Genomic DNA, 16,877 nt, shown 5'->3' on the forward strand with positions numbered 1-16,877 from the left:
CCAGCGTGGCGAACCGGGAGCCACCGCCCGAGGCGCGATCTGGGTCTGTGGACAACCGCTCCACGAACCCAGCCTGTGAGGGAAGAGTCCCTCAGATGCCGTGTGTGACCGAGCTGTCGACGAGCAGCAGCGAGGCGAAGAACACCGCCACGATCGCCGCCATGCCGACGAGCACCACCGGCCAGGTCAGCCGACGCCGCACGAGCCGCAGCACGCACACCACGATCGTCGCGACCAGCACCGCCGCCACGATGATCGGTCCCACGACGACGACCGAGTCACCCAGCGTCTCGTTGCAGGTGTTGCCCGGCGCCGCACACGACACGAACGCCAGCGACATGAGCTTGATCCCCCACCCCGCTGCCAACGCACCGACCGTGAGCACCACGAGCAGGGCGGTGGAGGCGACCACGTCTGCGACGCGAGCGCGTCCTGCCAGGGGGTGCCGGGCCTCCCGACCGAAGCGCGCCGGACCGGACCCGAGCGGATCCGGACCCGACGCAGGTCCCGACCCGGGGCCCACGCCGGGGGCCGGGCCGGACTGCCGCGCGGGCGCGCCCATCAGGAGCGCCGGCCGCGCGTCGACCAGAGGGCGAGCGCGATGAGGACGGGCTGACCGAACAGGCGGACGAAGCGCTTCTCGTCGCTGTCCAGGCCGAAGGCGTCGCGCCGGTTGACCCACTGCGACAGGTTGCCGGGGAAGATCACCGTGAAGAACAGCGCCGCGACCGAGCCGACGAAGCGGCGGGCCGGCTTCGGGGCGAGCACGAGGGCCGAGCCGAGCGTGATCTCCGCGACCCCCGATGCGAGCACCGTCGTGTCGTCGTCCAGCGGGACGAACTCGGGGACCTGCGCCGTGAACTCCTTGCGCGCGAAGGTGAGGTGACTCGTGCCCGCGACGACGAGGGCCAGGCCGAGCAGGACGCGGAAGAAGGAACGCATGCCTCCATGGTGCCCGTTCCCGCGACCGGGTGCCCGCGCTGCGCGACTCGGACGTATTCGAAGCGAGGTTCACTCGCTAACATGCGGTCCATGGGAGCAGTCGCTCGAGACCACGAACCGCCGGCAGCCCCTGCGACCTTCGCGGTGGTGCTCGGACCGGTCGCGTTCTACCTCGGCATCATCGTGCCCGCACAGTCGACCGTGCAGCACGTGCTGCTCGGTGCGGTGTTCGGGCTGGTGTGCGTGCTCAGTGGCTGGCGGGCGATCCGGATCGCCGGTCGTCGCCGGGCCGTGCAGGTGTGGTCGTGGATCGGCATCGTGATCGGGAGCGTCGGGCTCGTCATGCTCATCTGGCAGGTGCTGGTGATCGTGACCGGGGGCACGTTCCCGCCGCCGTTCTGGTCGCCGTACGCCAACCGCTGACGCGGTCCGGCCGGGAGGTCCGGGTCGGGTCCGCCCCGTCGCGTGCGGAACGGGTCGGTCCGGGTCAGGGCCGCCCCGCCCGACGACGCCGGGTCACCAGCCGAGCGTGCCGGGCGCGCCCTTGAACGGTCCGACGATGTCCGCCGTGATCCAGCCGCCGTAGAAGTCGCCGTCCTGCGCCTGGACCCGTTCGCCGCCGACCTCGCACGAGTCCATCGCCGACGGGTAGATCGCGACGCGTTCCCGCAGCGACTCGTAGCCCGGGACGGGCGTCGGGTAGTTCCAGGCGGCACGGCTCGCGACCGTCCCGTCACCACCGACGACGTCGAAGTAGCGCGCCAGGCCCTTGAACTCGCACATGCTCGAACCCGGCGCCTTGACCAGCGCACCCTCGGCGAGGTCGGCCATCGGCAGGTAGTAGACCGGCGGGTGCGAGGTCTCGAGCACGCGGACGGCGTCGGTCGTGTCGGCGACGACCGTGCCGCCGAGACGGACGACGACGCGTGCGGTGACCCGCTCGACGGCGGGTGGGCGGGGGTAGTCCCAGACGGACTCCTGGCCGGGGCCGGGCTCGGTCCTCTTCGGGTGGCGCATGCTCCAGGTGTACGCCCGGTGCCTGCGGTGCAGCCGCGTGCGTGCGGCGAGGGCGCTCGCGTGCGTGCGGGTCGGGCCGTTCTTTCGCGCTGAGCGACAGTTCACGGGCTCGGCGGCGCGAGAAGTGTCGTCCAGCGCGAAACTCCGCCCGTGCGCGGAATCGCCTCCGGGTGCACCATGGGCGGGTGACGACGACGACACGCACCCTGTTCCGACGGAAGCCCATCGACACGATCGATGACGAGGCCGGGGGCGAGGGCGGCCTGAAACGGCACCTCGGTCTGTGGCAGCTCACCGCGATCGGCATCGGCGGCATCATCGGCGCCGGCATCTTCACCCTCGCCGGCACCGTCGCGAACGGTGTCGCCGGCCCCGCGGTGCTGATCAGCTTCCTGGTCGCCGGGGTCGCGAGCGCCGCCGCTGCCCTGTCGTACGCCGAGTTCGCCGGGCTCATCCCGAAGGCGGGCAGCGCGTACACGTACGGCTACGCGGTGCTCGGCGAGATCGTCGGGTGGTTCATCGGCTGGGACCTGCTGCTCGAGTACACGGCGATCGTGGCGGTGGTCGCGATCGGCATCTCCGGCTACGTGGGGTTCCTGGTCGGTCAGTTCGGCATCGACCTGCCGGCCTGGATGCTCGGCGCCCCGGGCACCGGTGACGGCCACGTGATCGACGTCTTCGCGATCGCGCTGTGCCTGCTGACCGCGTTCGTCCTCACGCGCGGCATCCGCAGCGCCGCTCGGTTCGAGTTCGTCGCCGTCGGCATCAAGGTGGCGCTCGTCGTGCTCATCGTCGTGCTCGGCGTGTTCCACATCAACAGCGCGAACTACTCCCCGTACTTCCCGTTCGGCTTCGGCGGCGTGATGACCGGTGCCGCCACCGTGTTCTTCGCCGTGTTCGGCTACGACGCCATGTCCACCGCGGCCGAGGAGTCCACCGACGCGCGCAAGCACATGCCGAAGGCGATCCTGCTGTCCCTCGGCATCTCGATGGTGCTGTACGTCCTGGCGACCCTCGTGCTCACCGGGATGCAGAAGTACACCGACATCGACCCGGCGTCGGGCTTCTCGTCGGCGTTCGCGTCGGTCGGGCTCGGCGGTGTGGCCAACGTCATCGCGATCGGTGCCATCGTCGGCATCGTCACGGTGCTGGTGACGTTCATGCTCGGTGCCTCGCGCGTCTGGTTCTCGATGAGCCGCGACGGCCTGATGCCGAAGTGGTTCGCGAAGACCGACCCGAAGCGGCACGTGCCGACACGGGTGACCTGGATCCTCGGCATCGCGTCGGCGATCCTGGCCGGGGTGCTGCCGATTGGTGTCGTCGCGGAGCTCACGAACATCGGCATCCTGCTCGCGTTCGTCGTGGTGTGCTCGGCCGTGGTGGTGCTGCGCTACCGGCAGCCCGACCTGGACCGCCAGTTCCGGCTGCCGTTCATGCCGGTCATCCCCATCATCGGCGTCATCGCGTCGCTGTGGCTCGTCACGTTCCTGCAGTGGGAGACGTGGGTGCGGTTCGCGATCTGGTTCGCGATCGGGCTCGGCGTGTACTTCGGGTACTCGCGGAAGCACAGCAAGCTGGCCGAGCCAGCGAAGCGCTGAGCGCGGCAGCCGACGCCGGCAGCGCCCACGCCCACGCCCCTCAGCGCCGCAACGTCTCCCGCGGGTACTCCCCGAACCGGTTCGCGTACACCGAGGCGAACCGCCCCATGTGCGCGAAGCCCCACCGCCGGGCGACGTCCGCCACCGAGGTCGCCTGCGGGTCGAGGATCCGCAGTTCCTCGTGCACCCGTCCGAGCCGCACTTCGCGCAGGTACGTCATCGGCGAGCGCTCGAACGCCCGCTGGAACGACTCCTGGATCCCTCGGATGCTCAGCCCCGCGGCCTGCGCGATGTCGGCGACGGTGAGCGGCTCGTGGGCGTGCGCCTGGATGAACTCGACCGCGGCCCGGAGTCGTCCGTCGCTGCGTGTGCCGTAGCCCGCGGGGAACCGCTCGGCCTGCAGCGGGTACATGCGGAACAGGGCCCGGGCGACGTCGCGCTGCGCCTCGTGCCAGGCGAGGGACTCGTCGCCCTCCTCGCGCAGCGCACGGAGCGCGCCGGACACGGCGGTCCGCCACAGGCCGACGGCGGTCAGGTTCGGCGCGGCGGTGGTGTCGAACGCCATGGTGCCGTCGACCAGGTGGTCCTCGGCGGCGACGTCGAGCACCAGGTCCCGGCGCAGGTGCACCAGGCGCTGGTCCCAGTCCTGGTACTCCATCTCGAACCGGCGCTCGACGGGGAACAGCGTCGGGACGCCGGGCTGCATGCGCACCTCGTCGCGGCCGACGTCGACTCGGGCCTCGCCGCGTTCGAGCCACTGGACGACGACCTCGCCCTCGGTGGCGACGTCACCGCGCAGGTACCCGTGCATCTGGGAACGGCGGACACTCAGCCGTTCGTCACCGACACCGACGTACTTGAACCAGTAGTCCTGGTCGAGGGCCCGGGAGTACCAGGCCTTGCCCGCGTACATGCCGGCGAGCGAGCTGATGGCCTCGTCGGTGTCCTGACCGGCCACGGCGACGAGCGAGCGCGGCGGGGCCGGACGTGCAGCAGGCTCGGAACCCGGAGCTGGCGCCTGCGACTCGGTCGTATCGGTCACGGGAACACCTCTCTCTCGTCGAGCAGAGCGGTGTGACCACGTGCGTTGTGTTGCCGACCTGCCCTCTCACGCTAGGGAGCAGCGGGTGGTCCTACAACCAGGTTGCGTTCCGCGGCCTAACGGCCGGTCCAGCGCACCCAGCCGTGCACCTGAGCCGCCGCGCTCTCGAAGGACGAGTGCCCGCCGGTCAACGAGTGGTCCGGGGAATCGACGGTGTACGTGTCGGTCCGGGTGATGTCGCACACGACCTCAGCGTCGATCCACCCGTTCCAGTGGTCGGCTGAGTCGCGTACCCACCGCAGTCGGTCCGGCATGCGTTTCCAATCGGTTCCGTGGACCGCAGTCGTCGCGCTCCGAGTTGGACGGTAGTCCTGTCAGATGTCCGTCGCACAGGGTGGCGGCCCGGATCGTCGGTGGCGACTGGCACGATGGTCCCGTGCCTGCTGCCCCGATGATCGACGCCGTCGACGTCATCCGCTTCGTCGGGCCGCAGACCTTCGGCCGCGCACGCGACGTCGTCCGCGCCGGCCTGGTCGACGACGCCACCTGGCACGACGACGACGGCACGGTCACCGCGGTCGTGTCCGGCACCGCCGACGACCCGTACGAACTCCGCGTCGACACCACCCCGGCGCGCGGCGACTTCGTCCGCCCGGTCCGCAGCACCTGCAGCTGCCCGCTCGGCGGCGACTGCAAGCACGTCGCGGCCGCGCTCCTCACCATCAACGCCCGCGCCCTCGCCGCGAACGCCGGCCCACGCCCGGAGACGCCGGCTCCGCCGCCCTCGGATTGGAGGCACGACCTCGCCCGCCTCGCCGGTGACGACGAGCGGGCGCCCACCCCGCAGGGCACCCGGATGGGACTGCAGTTCGAGTTGCGTGACGCGGTCCCCGCCAAGCTCGCCTCGCGCGCCCGTGCCGCCGGCCGCGCCCTGCCGGCGCCGTCCCGCAGCGTGCGGCTCGGGGTCCGGCCGGTGACCCGCAGTGACGCCGGCAACTGGGTGCGCGGGCAGCTGACGTGGGGCACGCTCCCCTACTCGCAGAACCGGCTCGGCGTCGGTGCAGAGCAGCACGCCTGGTTCCTGCAGCTCGCCGCCCTGCACCGCGCAGGGCAGCTCGCGGGCCTGCCGGGTGAGAGCGACTGGCTGCACCTCGACGACTTCCGGAGCCCCTTGCTCTGGCCGCTCCTGCAGCAGGCAGCGGCGCTCGACATCGCGTTCGTCACCGGCAAGCGCGAGGGCGGTGCGGTGCTCGGCACGCAGGCCCAGGTGCTGCTCGACGTCGCCCGGCACGACGACGCCGTGGTGATCGGTGCGAGTGCCGTGCTCGACGGCCGACCCGTGGTGCCCGGAGCGGCGCGGATGATCGGCGACCACGGCGTCTACGTGTTCCGCGAGAGCCCCGAGTTCACGGTCGCCGTCGCACCGACCCCGGCGCCGGTGCCCGAGGACCAGCGCCGGATGCTCGTCGAGGGCACCCGGATCACCGTGCCGACCGCCGAGGTCGACGAGTTCCTGGCCGACTGGTCGCCCCGTTTGCGCGGTGCCCTCGGGCTGGTCAGCTCCGACGGTTCGGTGGAGCTGCCGGAACGCACCCCGCCCGAGCTCGTGCTCACCGCGACCTTCGAGCCGGCCCGCGCCCCGCGCACCGACGACCGCGTGCACCTGCACTGGCGCTGGCACGTCGACGGCCGGAAGGACCCCGTGTCCCTGCACGGCCCGCTCCCCGACCTGTCCGGGCTCCGTGCCGCCGACGATCCGACGGGCACCGACGACACTCCCGTCGCAGACCCGGCCGCGGCGGTGGAGCCGACCACGTCGACGACGCCGGCCGACGACGTGACGCAGGCCGGGCCTCCCGTCCGCGCTGCCGGACCCGGTGGCGGACTGGACTGGTTCCAGGACGGCACCATCGACGGGGCCGACGTCTCGGTGTTCGCGAACGAGTTCCTGCCCGAGCTGCCGTCGCTCGGCGTCCGCACGGTCGTGCAGGGTGAGCGGCTCGACTACGAGCGGCTGAGCGGGCGGCCGCACATCCGTGTCACGACGATGCCGTCGGACAAGCACGACTGGTTCGACCTCGGCATCATCGTCAGCGTCAACGGCAAGCAGATCCCCTTCACGCCGCTGCTCACCGCGCTCGCGGGTCGGCAGCGACGGCTCAAGCTCGTCGACAACTCGTACCTGTCGCTGGCCGACCCCGCGTTCGATCGGCTCAAGGAACTCATCGACGAGGCCCGCGACCTGGACGAGTGGGAGCCCGACCAGCCGATCGCCGTCACGCCCCTGCACGCCGGGCTGTGGTCGGAGTTCGACCTGCTGGCCGACGAGACCTCGCACGACGAGCGGTGGCAGGCGATCGCCTCGGGGCTGCTCGGGGCGAATCCCCCGGGTGACATCCCCGTGCCGGACACCGTGCACGCCGACCTGCGGCCGTACCAGCACGCCGGGTACGCATGGTTGTCGTTCCTGGTGACGCACGGCATCGGCGGGGTGCTCGCCGACGACATGGGCCTCGGCAAGACGCTGCAGGTGCTCGCGATGGTCGCTGCCCGTCGTGCCGCGGAGCCCGACGCGCCCCCGTTCCTGGTCGTCGCACCGACCTCGGTCGTCGGCAACTGGGCCGCCGAGGCCGCCAAGTTCGTGCCGTCGCTGCGGGTCGCGACCGTGACCTCGACGTCGTTGAAGGACCCCGGACTCGTCGCCCGGACCGCCGCTGCGTCGGACATCGTCGTCACCTCGTACGCGCTGCTCCGGCTCGACGCCCGCGCCTGGACCGACCTGCCGTGGTCGGCGCTGGTGCTCGACGAGGCCCAGTTCGTGAAGAACCCGCAGTCCCAGACCCACCGCGTCGCCTCGGAGCTGCAGGCCCCGGTGAAGTTCGCGATCACCGGCACACCGCTCGAGAACGGCCTGACCGACCTCTGGGCACTGTTCCACATCGTCGCGCCGGGGCTGCTGTCCACCTGGACCCGGTTCGGCGACGACTACGTGAAGCCCCTCGCCTCGCCCGAGCTCCGCGGCGAGGCCCGGCAGGAACTCACCGGGCGGCTGCGCCGACGGATCCGGCCGCTCATGCTCCGCCGCACCAAGGAAGCCGTCGCGGCCGACCTGCCGCCGAAGCAAGAACAAGTCGTCCGGGTCACGCTCGACCCCGCGCACCGGGAGCTGTACGAGCGCACCCTGAACCGGGAGCGCCTGAAGGTCCTCGACCTGATCGACGACCTGTCGAAGAACCGGATGATCGTGTTCCGGTCGCTGACGCTGCTGCGGATGCTCGCGCTGTCGCCGGCGCTGGTGTCGTCGGGGGCGTCTTCATCGTCGTCGGACTCGGACGTCACGTCGGGATCGACGCCGATCCCCTCCGCCAAGCTCGACCTGCTGCTCGACGAACTCGAACAGCTCGCGGCGGAGGGCCGTCGCGCCCTGGTGTTCAGCCAGTTCACCTCGTTCCTGCGGATGGTGTCCGACGCCCTCGACGCCCGGGGCATCGGCTACGAGTACCTCGACGGCTCCACCCGCAAGCGCCCGGAGGTCATCGAGCGCTTCCGGCAGGGCGCCGCTCCGGCGTTCCTCATCTCGTTGAAGGCCGGCGGGTTCGGGCTCACCCTGACCGAGGCGGACACCGTGTTCGTGCTCGACCCGTGGTGGAACCCCGCCGCCGAGTCCCAGGCCGTGGACCGCACGCACCGCATCGGGCAGACCCGGTCGGTCAGCGTCCAGCGGTTCATCGCCGAGGACACCATCGAGGAGAAGGTCCTCGCCCTCGCCGCCCGCAAGGCCGAGCTGTTCGCCACGATGATCGACGACGACGCACTGTTCGCCGACGACCTCACCGCCGACGACATCCGCTCCCTGCTGACCTGACCCGCCGTTCGACCCGCACCACGTTCCGCCCCGCACCACGTTCCGCCCGCACCACCTGGAGTCCCACCGCATGACGTCCCGCCGACGCCGCAGCCGCATCACCCTGACCTCCGTCCTCGTCGTCCTGGCCCTCGCCGTCGGCGGGTACGCCCTCGACACCACCGGTGTGCTCGGGCCGGACGCCGACGCGGCGGGCACGACCGCTGCGGGCGGCCCCACGGCCGGGGAGACGACCACGATCGGACCGCAGCAGGCGCCGTCGGGGGCGAGCCCAGCCTCCAGTCCGACCGTCAGCCGCGGCACCGACGCCGACGCGGTCCGCGCACGCACCCAGCTCGCCGACCTGCCCGTGAAGGGCAAGGCCGCCGGCACCGGCTACGACCGCACCGGTGACTTCGGCAGCGCCTGGCTCGACGTCGACCGCAACGGGTGCGACACCCGGAACGACGTCCTCGCCCGCGACCTCGCCGACATCACCCGCGAGGGCCGCTGCAAGGTGCTCACCGGCACCCTCGTCTCGCCGTACACGGGTGCGACGGTGGACTTCGTGCGCGGCAGCACGACCTCGACCCTCGTGCAGATCGACCACATCGTCGCGCTCGAGAACGCCTGGCGCACCGGGGCCCAGCGGCTCACAGAGGCCGAGCGGCAGGCGCTGGCGAACGACCCGGTGAACCTGTTCGCCGTCGACGGCCGATCCAATTCGCAGAAGGGCTCCGGCGACGCGGCGACCTGGCTCCCCGCGAACAAGGCGTTCCGCTGCACCTACATCGAGCACCAGGTCACGGTGAAGGCGAAGTACCGGCTGTGGGTGGCTCCGGCGGAGCGGGACGCGATGGTGCGGGTGCTGGACGCCTGCTGACGTCGGGCGGGTCCGGCGCCGCTGGGTGTCGGCTCGGAAGCCCGGCGCACCTCCGCCCCGCGTGGCAGGCTGCGGGCATGGCTGAGCAACTCACGGTCCCACAGGCATTCGCGCTCCTGCAGGTCGAGCCCGACGGCCGCAAGTCCCTCGACGGGCAGACGCTGGACACCGGTCTCGCGGGCGCGGTCCTCGCCGACCTCGCACTCCGCGGTGTCCTCTCGCTGCAGGGCGGGCTGGTCACCGTCGTCAACGGCGCCGCCACGGGCGACCCGGTGCTCGACGGCGTCGTCGGGTCGATCGCGGCATCCGGTGCACCGCGCAAGGCGAAGTGGTGGGTGAGCCGACTCGGCAAGCAGCGGCTGCGCGACGACGTGTTCGCCGGCCTCGTCGCCAGGGGCATCATCAGCGTCGAGCAGGGCAAGGTGCTCGGCCTCTTCCCCACCACGAAGCACCCGGAGCGGGACGGAGCCCCGGAGGCGCTGCTGCGATCCGGCATCGGGGACGTGCTGGCTGGCCGGGCAGGACCCACGCCGTTCTCCGCCGCGGTCATCGGCCTGCTCGACGCGACGAACACCCTGCGCAAGCAGTTCGGCGCCGTCGACAAGGACCTGGTGAAGGAGATCACCTCGGGCACCTGGGCGAGCCCGGCGGTGAAGGCCGTGCTCGAGGAGATCGAGGCCGCGACGATCGTCGTGATCATGGCTGCGACCATGGCAACGACGACGTCGATCGTGACGAGCTGAGGCCGGCAGCGTGATGGGGCGCCCGGACGCCTGCTGTTTCCACTCTTAAACGACAGGTGTAGTCTAGGGATCTCGATGCAGATGCATCGATCGGACTCGCTGCCCCACCGCGGACCCCGAGCCCTTCACCGTCGAAGACCTCAGGAGGCCTCCCACCATGCCCGAAACCACCACCGGCACCACCCGCTTCGGCGACCGCGTCGTCCTCATCACCGGCGGGGGCTCGGGCCTCGGCCGCGCGACCGCCGTCCGCCTGGCAGCCGAGGGCGCTGCGCTCTCCCTCGTCGACGTCTCCGAGCAGGGACTCGAGGCGACGAAGGGCGCCGTGCTCGAGGCCACCCCGGACGCGCAGGTCCTGACGACCGTCGCCGACGTGTCCGACGAGGCCCAGGTCGACGCCTACGTCACCGCCACGACCGAGCGCTTCGGCCGCATCGACGGCTTCTTCAACAACGCCGGCATCGAGGGCAAGCAGAACCCCACCGAGTCCTTCACCGCCGCCGAGTTCGACCGCGTCGTGTCGATCAACCTCCGCGGCGTGTTCCTCGGCCTCGAGAAGGTGCTCAAGGTCATGCGTGAGCAGGGCTCCGGCATGGTCGTGAACACCGCGAGCGTCGGCGGCATCCGCGGCATCGGCAACCAGTCCGGGTACGCGGCCGCCAAGCACGGCGTCGTCGGCCTCACCCGCAACTCGGCCGTCGAGTACGGCCGCTACGGCATCCGCATCAACGCCATCGCCCCCGGAGCCATCTGGACGCCCATGGTCGAGAACTCGATGAAGCAGCTCGATGCGGAGAACCCGCGCAAGGCCGCCGAGGAGTTCATCCAGGTCAACCCGACGAAGCGCTACGGCGAGGCCCCCGAGATCGCCGCCGTCGTCGCCTTCCTGCTGTCCGACGACGCGTCCTACGTCAACGCAACGGTCGTCCCGATCGACGGCGGGCAGTCGGCCGCGTACTGAGTCCGTCACCTCCGACGCCCGGCGCACGTCCGCGTGCGCCGGGCTTCGGCCTGGAGGCGCGGCTCGGCCCCGCCGTGTCCGCCGACCGTGACAGCATGGCTGGTGTGAGTACCGATCAGACCAACGGATCAGCCTTCGGCCGAGGGGTCGACAAGGCCCCGCCGACCGCGGCCGCCGAACTGCGACGGAGGATGGCCGCCTCGCCCGCGGGCTTCCTGCGCAGCGCGGCGTGGGTCCCCTGGAAGCCGGCGGGCACTCCGGAGGCCGGCAGCGTCGCCCACGTCATGATCCGGGACAAGCCGTTCGTGCCCGTCTTCACCGACCCGGGCGAGCTCGCCGCCGGTCTGCCCGACGCCGAGGGGCGTCCGGTGCCGATGTCCGAGCTCGTGTCCGCGCTCCCCGAGGAGTTCGGCATCGTGGTCGACCCCACGAGTGCGGCCGAGGCGAACTTCCTGCACGCCGATGTCCTCGCCCAGATGCGGGTGCAGATGCAGGGCGGCGTCCCGACCAGCGACGACTGATCGCTCCGTCACAGGCTCGGCGCGATCGTCGTCAGGCAGCCGCCATCGCCGCGGCTGCGACGGCCCACCAGTACCCGAGCAGACCGCCCGCCGGAACCGCCAGGACCGCGAGGACCCGTGCCCGACGCATGAGGCTGCGGCGGGAGCGAGCGTCGGCGATCTCGCGTTCGAGTCGCTCGAAGCGCTGGACGTGGCGGAGTGTGTCGTTGATGACCACGGCATCGACGTGCCAGGTGCCCCGTTCCTCCGCCAGCATCGACAGGAAGCGCACGGCTTCGTCGGAGTGCGCACGTGGGAGGCCGCGGATCCAGCTCCCCACACGCTCGGGCTCGAGGACCACGGCGGCCGGCGGCTTCTTGCCGAACCGGAGTTCGGCAGCCTCGACCACCAGGATCGGCTGCACGAGGATCGGACCGCCCGCTGCGGCCGACAGCAGGGCAGTCGCACGCTCCCCCTCGGCCAGCGCGCGGTGCAGGTGCGGCGTCCGCTGGCCGTTCACCATCAGTGTGCGTCCGCCCGCCCAGACCGCGTGACCGGAGTGGTTCTTCGTGTTGATCGAGAAGACGCCGGTCGGACCGACCACGATGTGATCGATGTCCGTGCTGCCCTTCCCGATCGGGACGGCGTGCAGGACCGTGAAGTCCGGGCCGAGTTCCTCGAGCTGCGCCGCGACCTGCCGCTCGCCGATCGCCCCCTTGAACCACGAACGGGCTTCCGGCCGGAGCGGGTCGTGCCCCCAGAACCGCTGCCAGGTCGTCAGCGCGCGGCCGTCGGCCTGGACCGCGAGACACTGCTGCATCACGGCGTACCCGGGCTTGCGGGCGCGGAGTGTCAGCGGCGCCGTTCCCTTGGGGCTCGGGCGGTCTGCGTTGATCGTGTGCTCCCCCATGCCTCCACCGTTCCAGGACGACGCCTGGTCCGGCCAGCCCTCGTTCTGGCGTCACGGCGCGGCGGGTGGGTCCGAGGTTTCGCGCGGTTGACGGTTCTGGTTCACGATCCCCGGGCTTCGCGAACCAGAACCGTCAAGCAGCGCTGACTCACCCGGTGTGCTCCGCGACGACCACCCAGGTCACGGACACCACGATCGCCATGACGGTCGCAGTGCCGACGGCGAACACCCACCCGATGAGCACAGCGGCGACCCCAGCCAGCGCCGTCGCGACGAACAGCGAGACGGTCACGACGAGGTCAGCCGTGGATGCCCGAGAGCGCCACGGCGACGGGCGGCTCGCCCAGTCCTCCAGCATGTCCCTCGCCTTCGCGGTCAGGCTCGGACGGCCTGCGGGCGGGGCTCGACGAGCTCGATGAAGCGGGACAGCAGGGACAGGCCCGCGATCGACGGGGGCAGGCCCGTGGTCAGCGATGGCGAGTGCACGAGGTACGCCGCCCACTTCGCCCGCGAGATCGCCACGTTCAACCGGTTCGGCATGAGCAGGAAGTCGAGGCCGCGCGGGATGTCCGCCGCACTCGACGCTGCCAGGGACACGATCGACACGACGGCCTCGCGGCCCTGGAACAGGTCGACCGTGCCGACTTGCGTGCCGGTGAAGCCAGCGCGGTCGAGCTCCTGCCGGATCAGTGCCCCCTGCGCGTTGTACGGCGCCACCACGATGACGTCCTCGTCGGTCAGCGCACGGGTTTCGGAACCGTCGGTCCAGGTGCGCCCGACGACGTCACCGACGAGGGCGACGACCCGGGCGGCCTCTTCAGCAGAGGACGTCGTGTTGCCCGCGTGGACGACCGGCACGGGGTGCACACCCGCGTCGATGCCGTCGAGGTGCCGGCCGGAGACCATCGAGGCGAGCTTTCCGTCGTAGGACAGAGCGGAGACGGACTCGGTCAGCGCGGGGTCCATGCGGCGGGTTCGGGCCAGGAAGTACCCGAACTCCGACGGCAGGACGTGCTGGCCGTCGGCGAGCCAGCCCAGCGCGGACTCGTCGACGGGCTCGGGGTGCGAGCCCTGCGACACCTGGGGCAGCTGCTGGGGATCACCGAGCAGCAGGAGCCGGGTCGCGGCTACCGACGACGCGATGGTCGGAGCGAGGGAGAACTGTCCGGCCTCGTCGACCACGAGCAGGTCGAGGGATCGACGCTCGATCGTCGACTCGTTCGCGACGGTCCACGCCGTGCCACCGACGACACCGCCGGTGCCGGAGGCCTCGCACGACGACAGGAACGCGGCGACCGCGGCACCGTTCTTCACCGGGGTCCAGGCCGCGGCGTCGAGCTCGTCCTCGGTCGCGCCGGACTTCGGCACCTTCACGACCCGGTCCGCCGGGACGCCGGCCTTGACCACCGAGGCGAGGAAGTTCTCCGACGTCGCGTGTGACTGGCCGACGACCCCCACGCGCCAGCCGTACTCGCGGACGAGCCGGGCGACGACGTTCGAGCCGACGTAGGTCTTGCCCGTGCCGGGAGGGCCCTGGATCGCCAGGTACGACCGGTCGAGGTCGAGCAGGGTCGAGACGACGGCCGACACCGCGTCGTCGCCCTGCACCGGGACGATCGGGCCACGCGGGGGCACTCGGCGCAGCAGGTCGAGCGCAGGATCGGGCAGCATCGCCGGCAGCTCGTCGAGCACGGCCTGACCCCACCACGCGATCGCCTCGGGCTGGGGCTTCGCGCGGGGCGGTGCCGACGGGGCGAGGGCCACGGGGAACTCGTGGTGCGGCTCGCCGCCGACGGGCAGTCCCTCTTTCACGAGGACCTCGACGGCATCGCCGTTGTCCCACACGTCAACGATCACGGCGCGCGACGATGCACCCTTCGACCCGGGGCCCGGAGACGCGACCGATGGCGGGAGTGGGTCGTCGTAGACCAGGTGGGGCGTGCCTCCAGGCCGCAGCCGCGAGCCGGGCGCGAGCGTCCCCGACAACCGGAGTTCCCGCGACTGCGAGCGGGCACGCGGCAGCGTGTCCCAGTCGCGCTCGACGGACGCCCGCTCCACGACCAGGACGTCGCGCGTGTCGGCCCAGTCGTCGACCGGGTTCCGCAGGCGGTCGAAGTGGTCCTGCCAGAAGGTCTTGGCCTCGCGGCGGTGGTAGTCGATCGCGGCTGCGGCGAGCGCCAGCGCGGTCTGGTCAGGGGTGCGGTCGAGGGCGTCGACGTCCTCGAGCTCGGCGGCCAGGGCGACGGACACCGGGTTCGGCTCACGCTCGACGGGGATCGGCGGGACCTCGAGCTCGAGCGCCGGGTCGGCCGCGTCGGGGTCGTCGGTGCGCAGCGAGCGGAGCCAGTCGCGCAGGCGCAGGGTCGAGCGGCAGTCGTAGGCGTTGTAGTCGGCGACCTGGTCGAGCATCCGCTGCCCCTCGGCGGCGTCGCCGTTCCGGAGCTCCTCGATCGCGTCGACGTAGGCGGTGATGCTGTCCGCGGCGTTCGTGACGTCGCTCTCGCGCAGGTCCGAGCCCATGTACAGCGGTTCGAGCTTCTTGATGGAGTAGCTGTGGCTGCCGACGACCAGGGCCTTCCGGACGATCGGGTACAGGTCGACCAGGACCCCGGCTCGCAGCAGGTCGTCGACGGCATCCTCGCCCACACCGTGCCGGGCGGCGAGCGACAGTAGGTGCGTCCGCTCGTAGGCCGCGTAGTGGTAGATGTGCATGCCCGGGTACTGCTGCCGCCGGGCCTCGATGAACGCGAGGAACTGCTCCAGCGCAACTCGTTCGTCGCGGATGGTGTGCGCCCAGAACGCGGTGAACTCGGCGCAGTCGTCGACCAGGCCGAACAGGTAGTCGAGGCCCCAGTGCACGCCGTCCTCGGTGTGCAGCGGGTCGCCCTCGAAGTCGAAGAACACGTCGCCCGGGTCGGGCGCCGGGATCGCGTCGAGCGCACGGGCGTCGAGGACCTCGAAGCGCGGCTTGACGGGCTGGCCCGGCCCGTCGGCGCCCTTCCGTCGGGCGTCTTCCGACTCGATCTGGAGGCTCGCCTGACGCACCAGCCGATCCTGCGTCGCGCGGGACAAGCCCGGCACTGCCCGGGTTCGGACCGCCAGGTCGTCGATCGTCCGCACCTCGTGCTTGATGAGCTTCGCCCGTTGGTCGAGGCGCATGCCCGCGACGAGGACGAGGTCGCGGTGCTCGGCGACCTGGGTCGAGCAGACGGCGCAGCGGCCACACGACGAGTAGCGCGGGTCACCCCACTGCAGGGCCTCGTCGGCGGCGATGCGCTCGGCGATGACCCGCTGCAGTTCGGCGCGCTGCGTGCGGTACACCGGCGCGATGTCGGCGAGGTCGTGCGTGGTGGTCGTCCGGTCGCCGAGCACCAGGTGCACCTGCTCACCGGTGGGGATGCCGTGCGCCTCCATCTGCTCGGCGTACGCGGCGAGCTGCAGCAGGGCGCTGATCTTGGCGTGGCGGGCGAGCTTGGTGTCGTAGACCTCGTACTCGCCGCGGTCGTTGCGGATGATGAAGTCCGCGAAGCCGATGAAGCCGGGGGCGTCTGCGGTCGGTGCTGCGTGGAACGTCGGCTGGTACAGCACGTCGGCACCGTCGGCGAAGGCCTGTCGTGCTTCGGCTGCGGCGCGTGCGTAGTCCGGCGGGGCGGGGCGGTCGAACTCGACGACGTCGCGGGTCTGCTTGAGGATGTCGAGGTAGTCGAGCTCGTGCTGGTCCCCCAGCCGTGCGGTGCGCTCGAGCATGTCGTCGTGCACGTCGGGCAGGGCTTCCCCGCGACCGAGCTTGGCGTCGAGGCGGCGGAGGAACGCCCACTCGCAGGCCGACCACGTGCTCAGGTCACTCGGGCTGAGCAGCACGTGCCCGTCGACGCCGATCTGCATGCGCTCCCCCGTCTCTATGGTGCGCTGAAAGCCTAGGGGTGGGCGCCGACACCGAACGAGAACGGGTCGGACCCCTCATGGGTCCGACCCGTCCCGATGTGCACTCGGCTTACCAGCAGATGAACAGGCTGATCGAAGAGAGCAGGATGTGGCCGCCTTCTTCGGGCGCATCCGGCTCGATCGCCTGGAGGTCGTGAGCGTTCATCGTCGTCGTCCTTTCGTTGGTCGGTTGACGATCGTGAACGTACACACGTCATGTTTGACATGTCAATACTCCACTGGCACCATCTCGTCATGGGCATCGGGTGGGCAGGCTTGGACGGCGACTGGGCGGACTGGCGGATCACGAGCGACTCCGATTGGACGCACTACGGGCAGCCCGTCGGAACGCCGCCCGACCAAGGCTGGAAGATCCACTTGTCGGCTCGCCTGCAGGATGCCGAGCGGGTTCGATCGCTGGCTGCCGAGTTCTGCAGGACCGCGGGATGGTCGTTCAAGCACCTGGCAGACAGGACGGTCCTCGAACGGGCCAACGCGAAGGATGCGCCTCGC

General features: G+C 71.3%; 14 protein-coding genes and 1 pseudogene. 7 read left to right on the top strand and 8 right to left on the bottom strand.

Annotated features, from left to right (window positions below):
• Positions 1-91: 91 nt before the first annotated feature.
• Together DEJ21_RS18485 and DEJ21_RS18610 are read right to left on the bottom strand one after the other, a co-directional pair.
• A pseudogene (locus tag DEJ21_RS18485) lies at positions 92-595 on the bottom strand (DUF6264 family protein); the annotation flags it as partial.
• The gene (locus DEJ21_RS18610) at positions 562-942 is read right to left on the bottom strand and encodes a hypothetical protein (protein ID WP_071404200.1); all 381 of its coding nucleotides are present in this window, start codon (positions 940-942) and stop codon (positions 562-564) included. The gene DEJ21_RS18610 and the pseudogene DEJ21_RS18485, both read right to left, overlap by 34 nt.
• Before the next feature lie 90 nt (positions 943-1,032).
• On the opposite strand from DEJ21_RS18610, the gene DEJ21_RS13605 reads away from it, so the two are divergent.
• Positions 1,033-1,365, top strand: coding sequence for a hypothetical protein (locus tag DEJ21_RS13605; protein ID WP_128779638.1), 333 nt, complete (start codon positions 1,033-1,035; stop codon positions 1,363-1,365).
• A gap of 93 nt (positions 1,366-1,458) precedes the next feature.
• Here DEJ21_RS13605 and DEJ21_RS13610 read toward each other — a convergent pair whose 3' ends face one another.
• A complete protein-coding gene (locus DEJ21_RS13610) occupies positions 1,459-1,959 on the bottom strand; it encodes a DUF427 domain-containing protein (RefSeq protein WP_071247210.1) in 501 nt (166 codons plus the stop codon).
• 185 nt (positions 1,960-2,144) lie between these two features.
• Here DEJ21_RS13610 and DEJ21_RS13615 point away from each other — a divergent pair, with 185 nt between their 5' ends.
• Positions 2,145-3,557, top strand: a complete 1,413-nt coding sequence (locus tag DEJ21_RS13615; protein WP_110865115.1) for an amino acid permease — start codon at positions 2,145-2,147, stop codon at positions 3,555-3,557.
• A 40-nt stretch (positions 3,558-3,597) separates the two neighbouring features.
• Here DEJ21_RS13615 and DEJ21_RS13620 read toward each other — a convergent pair whose 3' ends face one another.
• On the bottom strand, positions 3,598-4,599 hold the full coding sequence (locus DEJ21_RS13620) for an AraC family transcriptional regulator (protein ID WP_146247780.1): 1,002 nt from the start codon (positions 4,597-4,599) through the stop codon (positions 3,598-3,600).
• 116 nt (positions 4,600-4,715) lie between these two features.
• Positions 4,716-4,844, bottom strand: a complete 129-nt coding sequence (locus tag DEJ21_RS18615) for a hypothetical protein (RefSeq protein WP_258375068.1) — start codon at positions 4,842-4,844, stop codon at positions 4,716-4,718.
• 191 nt (positions 4,845-5,035) lie between these two features.
• Between DEJ21_RS18615 and DEJ21_RS13630 the strand changes: the two genes are divergently transcribed.
• From DEJ21_RS13630 to DEJ21_RS13650, 5 genes are all read left to right on the top strand, one after another.
• On the top strand, positions 5,036-8,464 hold the full coding sequence (locus DEJ21_RS13630; RefSeq protein WP_146247781.1) for a DEAD/DEAH box helicase: 3,429 nt from the start codon (positions 5,036-5,038) through the stop codon (positions 8,462-8,464).
• Between the two features lie 70 nt (positions 8,465-8,534).
• Positions 8,535-9,326, top strand: a complete 792-nt coding sequence (locus DEJ21_RS13635; protein WP_220036579.1) for an HNH endonuclease family protein — start codon at positions 8,535-8,537, stop codon at positions 9,324-9,326.
• A gap of 77 nt (positions 9,327-9,403) precedes the next feature.
• Positions 9,404-10,069, top strand: a complete 666-nt coding sequence (locus DEJ21_RS13640; protein ID WP_111224932.1) for a GPP34 family phosphoprotein — start codon at positions 9,404-9,406, stop codon at positions 10,067-10,069.
• Between the two features lie 157 nt (positions 10,070-10,226).
• Positions 10,227-11,030 carry an SDR family oxidoreductase gene (locus DEJ21_RS13645; RefSeq protein WP_111224933.1) on the top strand — a complete coding sequence of 268 codons (804 nt, stop codon included), beginning with the start codon at positions 10,227-10,229 and terminating at the stop codon, positions 11,028-11,030.
• A gap of 95 nt (positions 11,031-11,125) precedes the next feature.
• Complete coding sequence (locus DEJ21_RS13650) at positions 11,126-11,551, top strand: SseB family protein (protein ID WP_146247782.1); 426 nt, start codon at positions 11,126-11,128, stop codon at positions 11,549-11,551.
• A 31-nt stretch (positions 11,552-11,582) separates the two neighbouring features.
• Here DEJ21_RS13650 and DEJ21_RS13655 read toward each other — a convergent pair whose 3' ends face one another.
• From DEJ21_RS13655 to DEJ21_RS13665, 3 genes are all read right to left on the bottom strand, one after another.
• A complete protein-coding gene (locus DEJ21_RS13655; protein ID WP_111224935.1) occupies positions 11,583-12,440 on the bottom strand; it encodes a nuclease-related domain-containing protein in 858 nt (285 codons plus the stop codon).
• A gap of 148 nt (positions 12,441-12,588) precedes the next feature.
• Complete coding sequence (locus DEJ21_RS13660) at positions 12,589-12,798, bottom strand: hypothetical protein (protein ID WP_111224936.1); 210 nt, start codon at positions 12,796-12,798, stop codon at positions 12,589-12,591.
• A gap of 17 nt (positions 12,799-12,815) precedes the next feature.
• Positions 12,816-16,325, bottom strand: coding sequence for a TM0106 family RecB-like putative nuclease (locus DEJ21_RS13665; RefSeq protein WP_111224937.1), 3,510 nt, complete (start codon positions 16,323-16,325; stop codon positions 12,816-12,818).
• Positions 16,326-16,877: the final 552 nt, after the last annotated feature.

The organism is Curtobacterium sp. MCSS17_006 (assembly GCF_003234215.1).
GTDB lineage: Bacteria > Actinomycetota > Actinomycetes > Actinomycetales > Microbacteriaceae > Curtobacterium > Curtobacterium flaccumfaciens.

What these genes read in the sequence shown, in the direction of transcription:
- DEJ21_RS13665 (WP_111224937.1), bottom strand. Translation starts at nt 16,325, where the DNA reads ATGCAGATCGGCGTCGACGGGCACGTGCTGCTCAGCCCGAGTGACCTG.
- DEJ21_RS13610 (WP_071247210.1), bottom strand. Translation starts at nt 1,959, where the DNA reads ATGCGCCACCCGAAGAGGACCGAGCCCGGCCCCGGCCAGGAGTCCGTC.
- DEJ21_RS13650 (WP_146247782.1), top strand. Translation starts at nt 11,126, where the DNA reads ATGGCTGGTGTGAGTACCGATCAGACCAACGGATCAGCCTTCGGCCGA.
- DEJ21_RS13655 (WP_111224935.1), bottom strand. Translation starts at nt 12,440, where the DNA reads ATGGGGGAGCACACGATCAACGCAGACCGCCCGAGCCCCAAGGGAACG.
- DEJ21_RS13660 (WP_111224936.1), bottom strand. Translation starts at nt 12,798, where the DNA reads ATGCTGGAGGACTGGGCGAGCCGCCCGTCGCCGTGGCGCTCTCGGGCA.
- DEJ21_RS18610 (WP_071404200.1), bottom strand. Translation starts at nt 942, where the DNA reads ATGCGTTCCTTCTTCCGCGTCCTGCTCGGCCTGGCCCTCGTCGTCGCG.
- DEJ21_RS13645 (WP_111224933.1), top strand. Translation starts at nt 10,227, where the DNA reads ATGCCCGAAACCACCACCGGCACCACCCGCTTCGGCGACCGCGTCGTC.
- DEJ21_RS13605 (WP_128779638.1), top strand. Translation starts at nt 1,033, where the DNA reads ATGGGAGCAGTCGCTCGAGACCACGAACCGCCGGCAGCCCCTGCGACC.
- DEJ21_RS13635 (WP_220036579.1), top strand. Translation starts at nt 8,535, where the DNA reads ATGACGTCCCGCCGACGCCGCAGCCGCATCACCCTGACCTCCGTCCTC.
- DEJ21_RS13640 (WP_111224932.1), top strand. Translation starts at nt 9,404, where the DNA reads ATGGCTGAGCAACTCACGGTCCCACAGGCATTCGCGCTCCTGCAGGTC.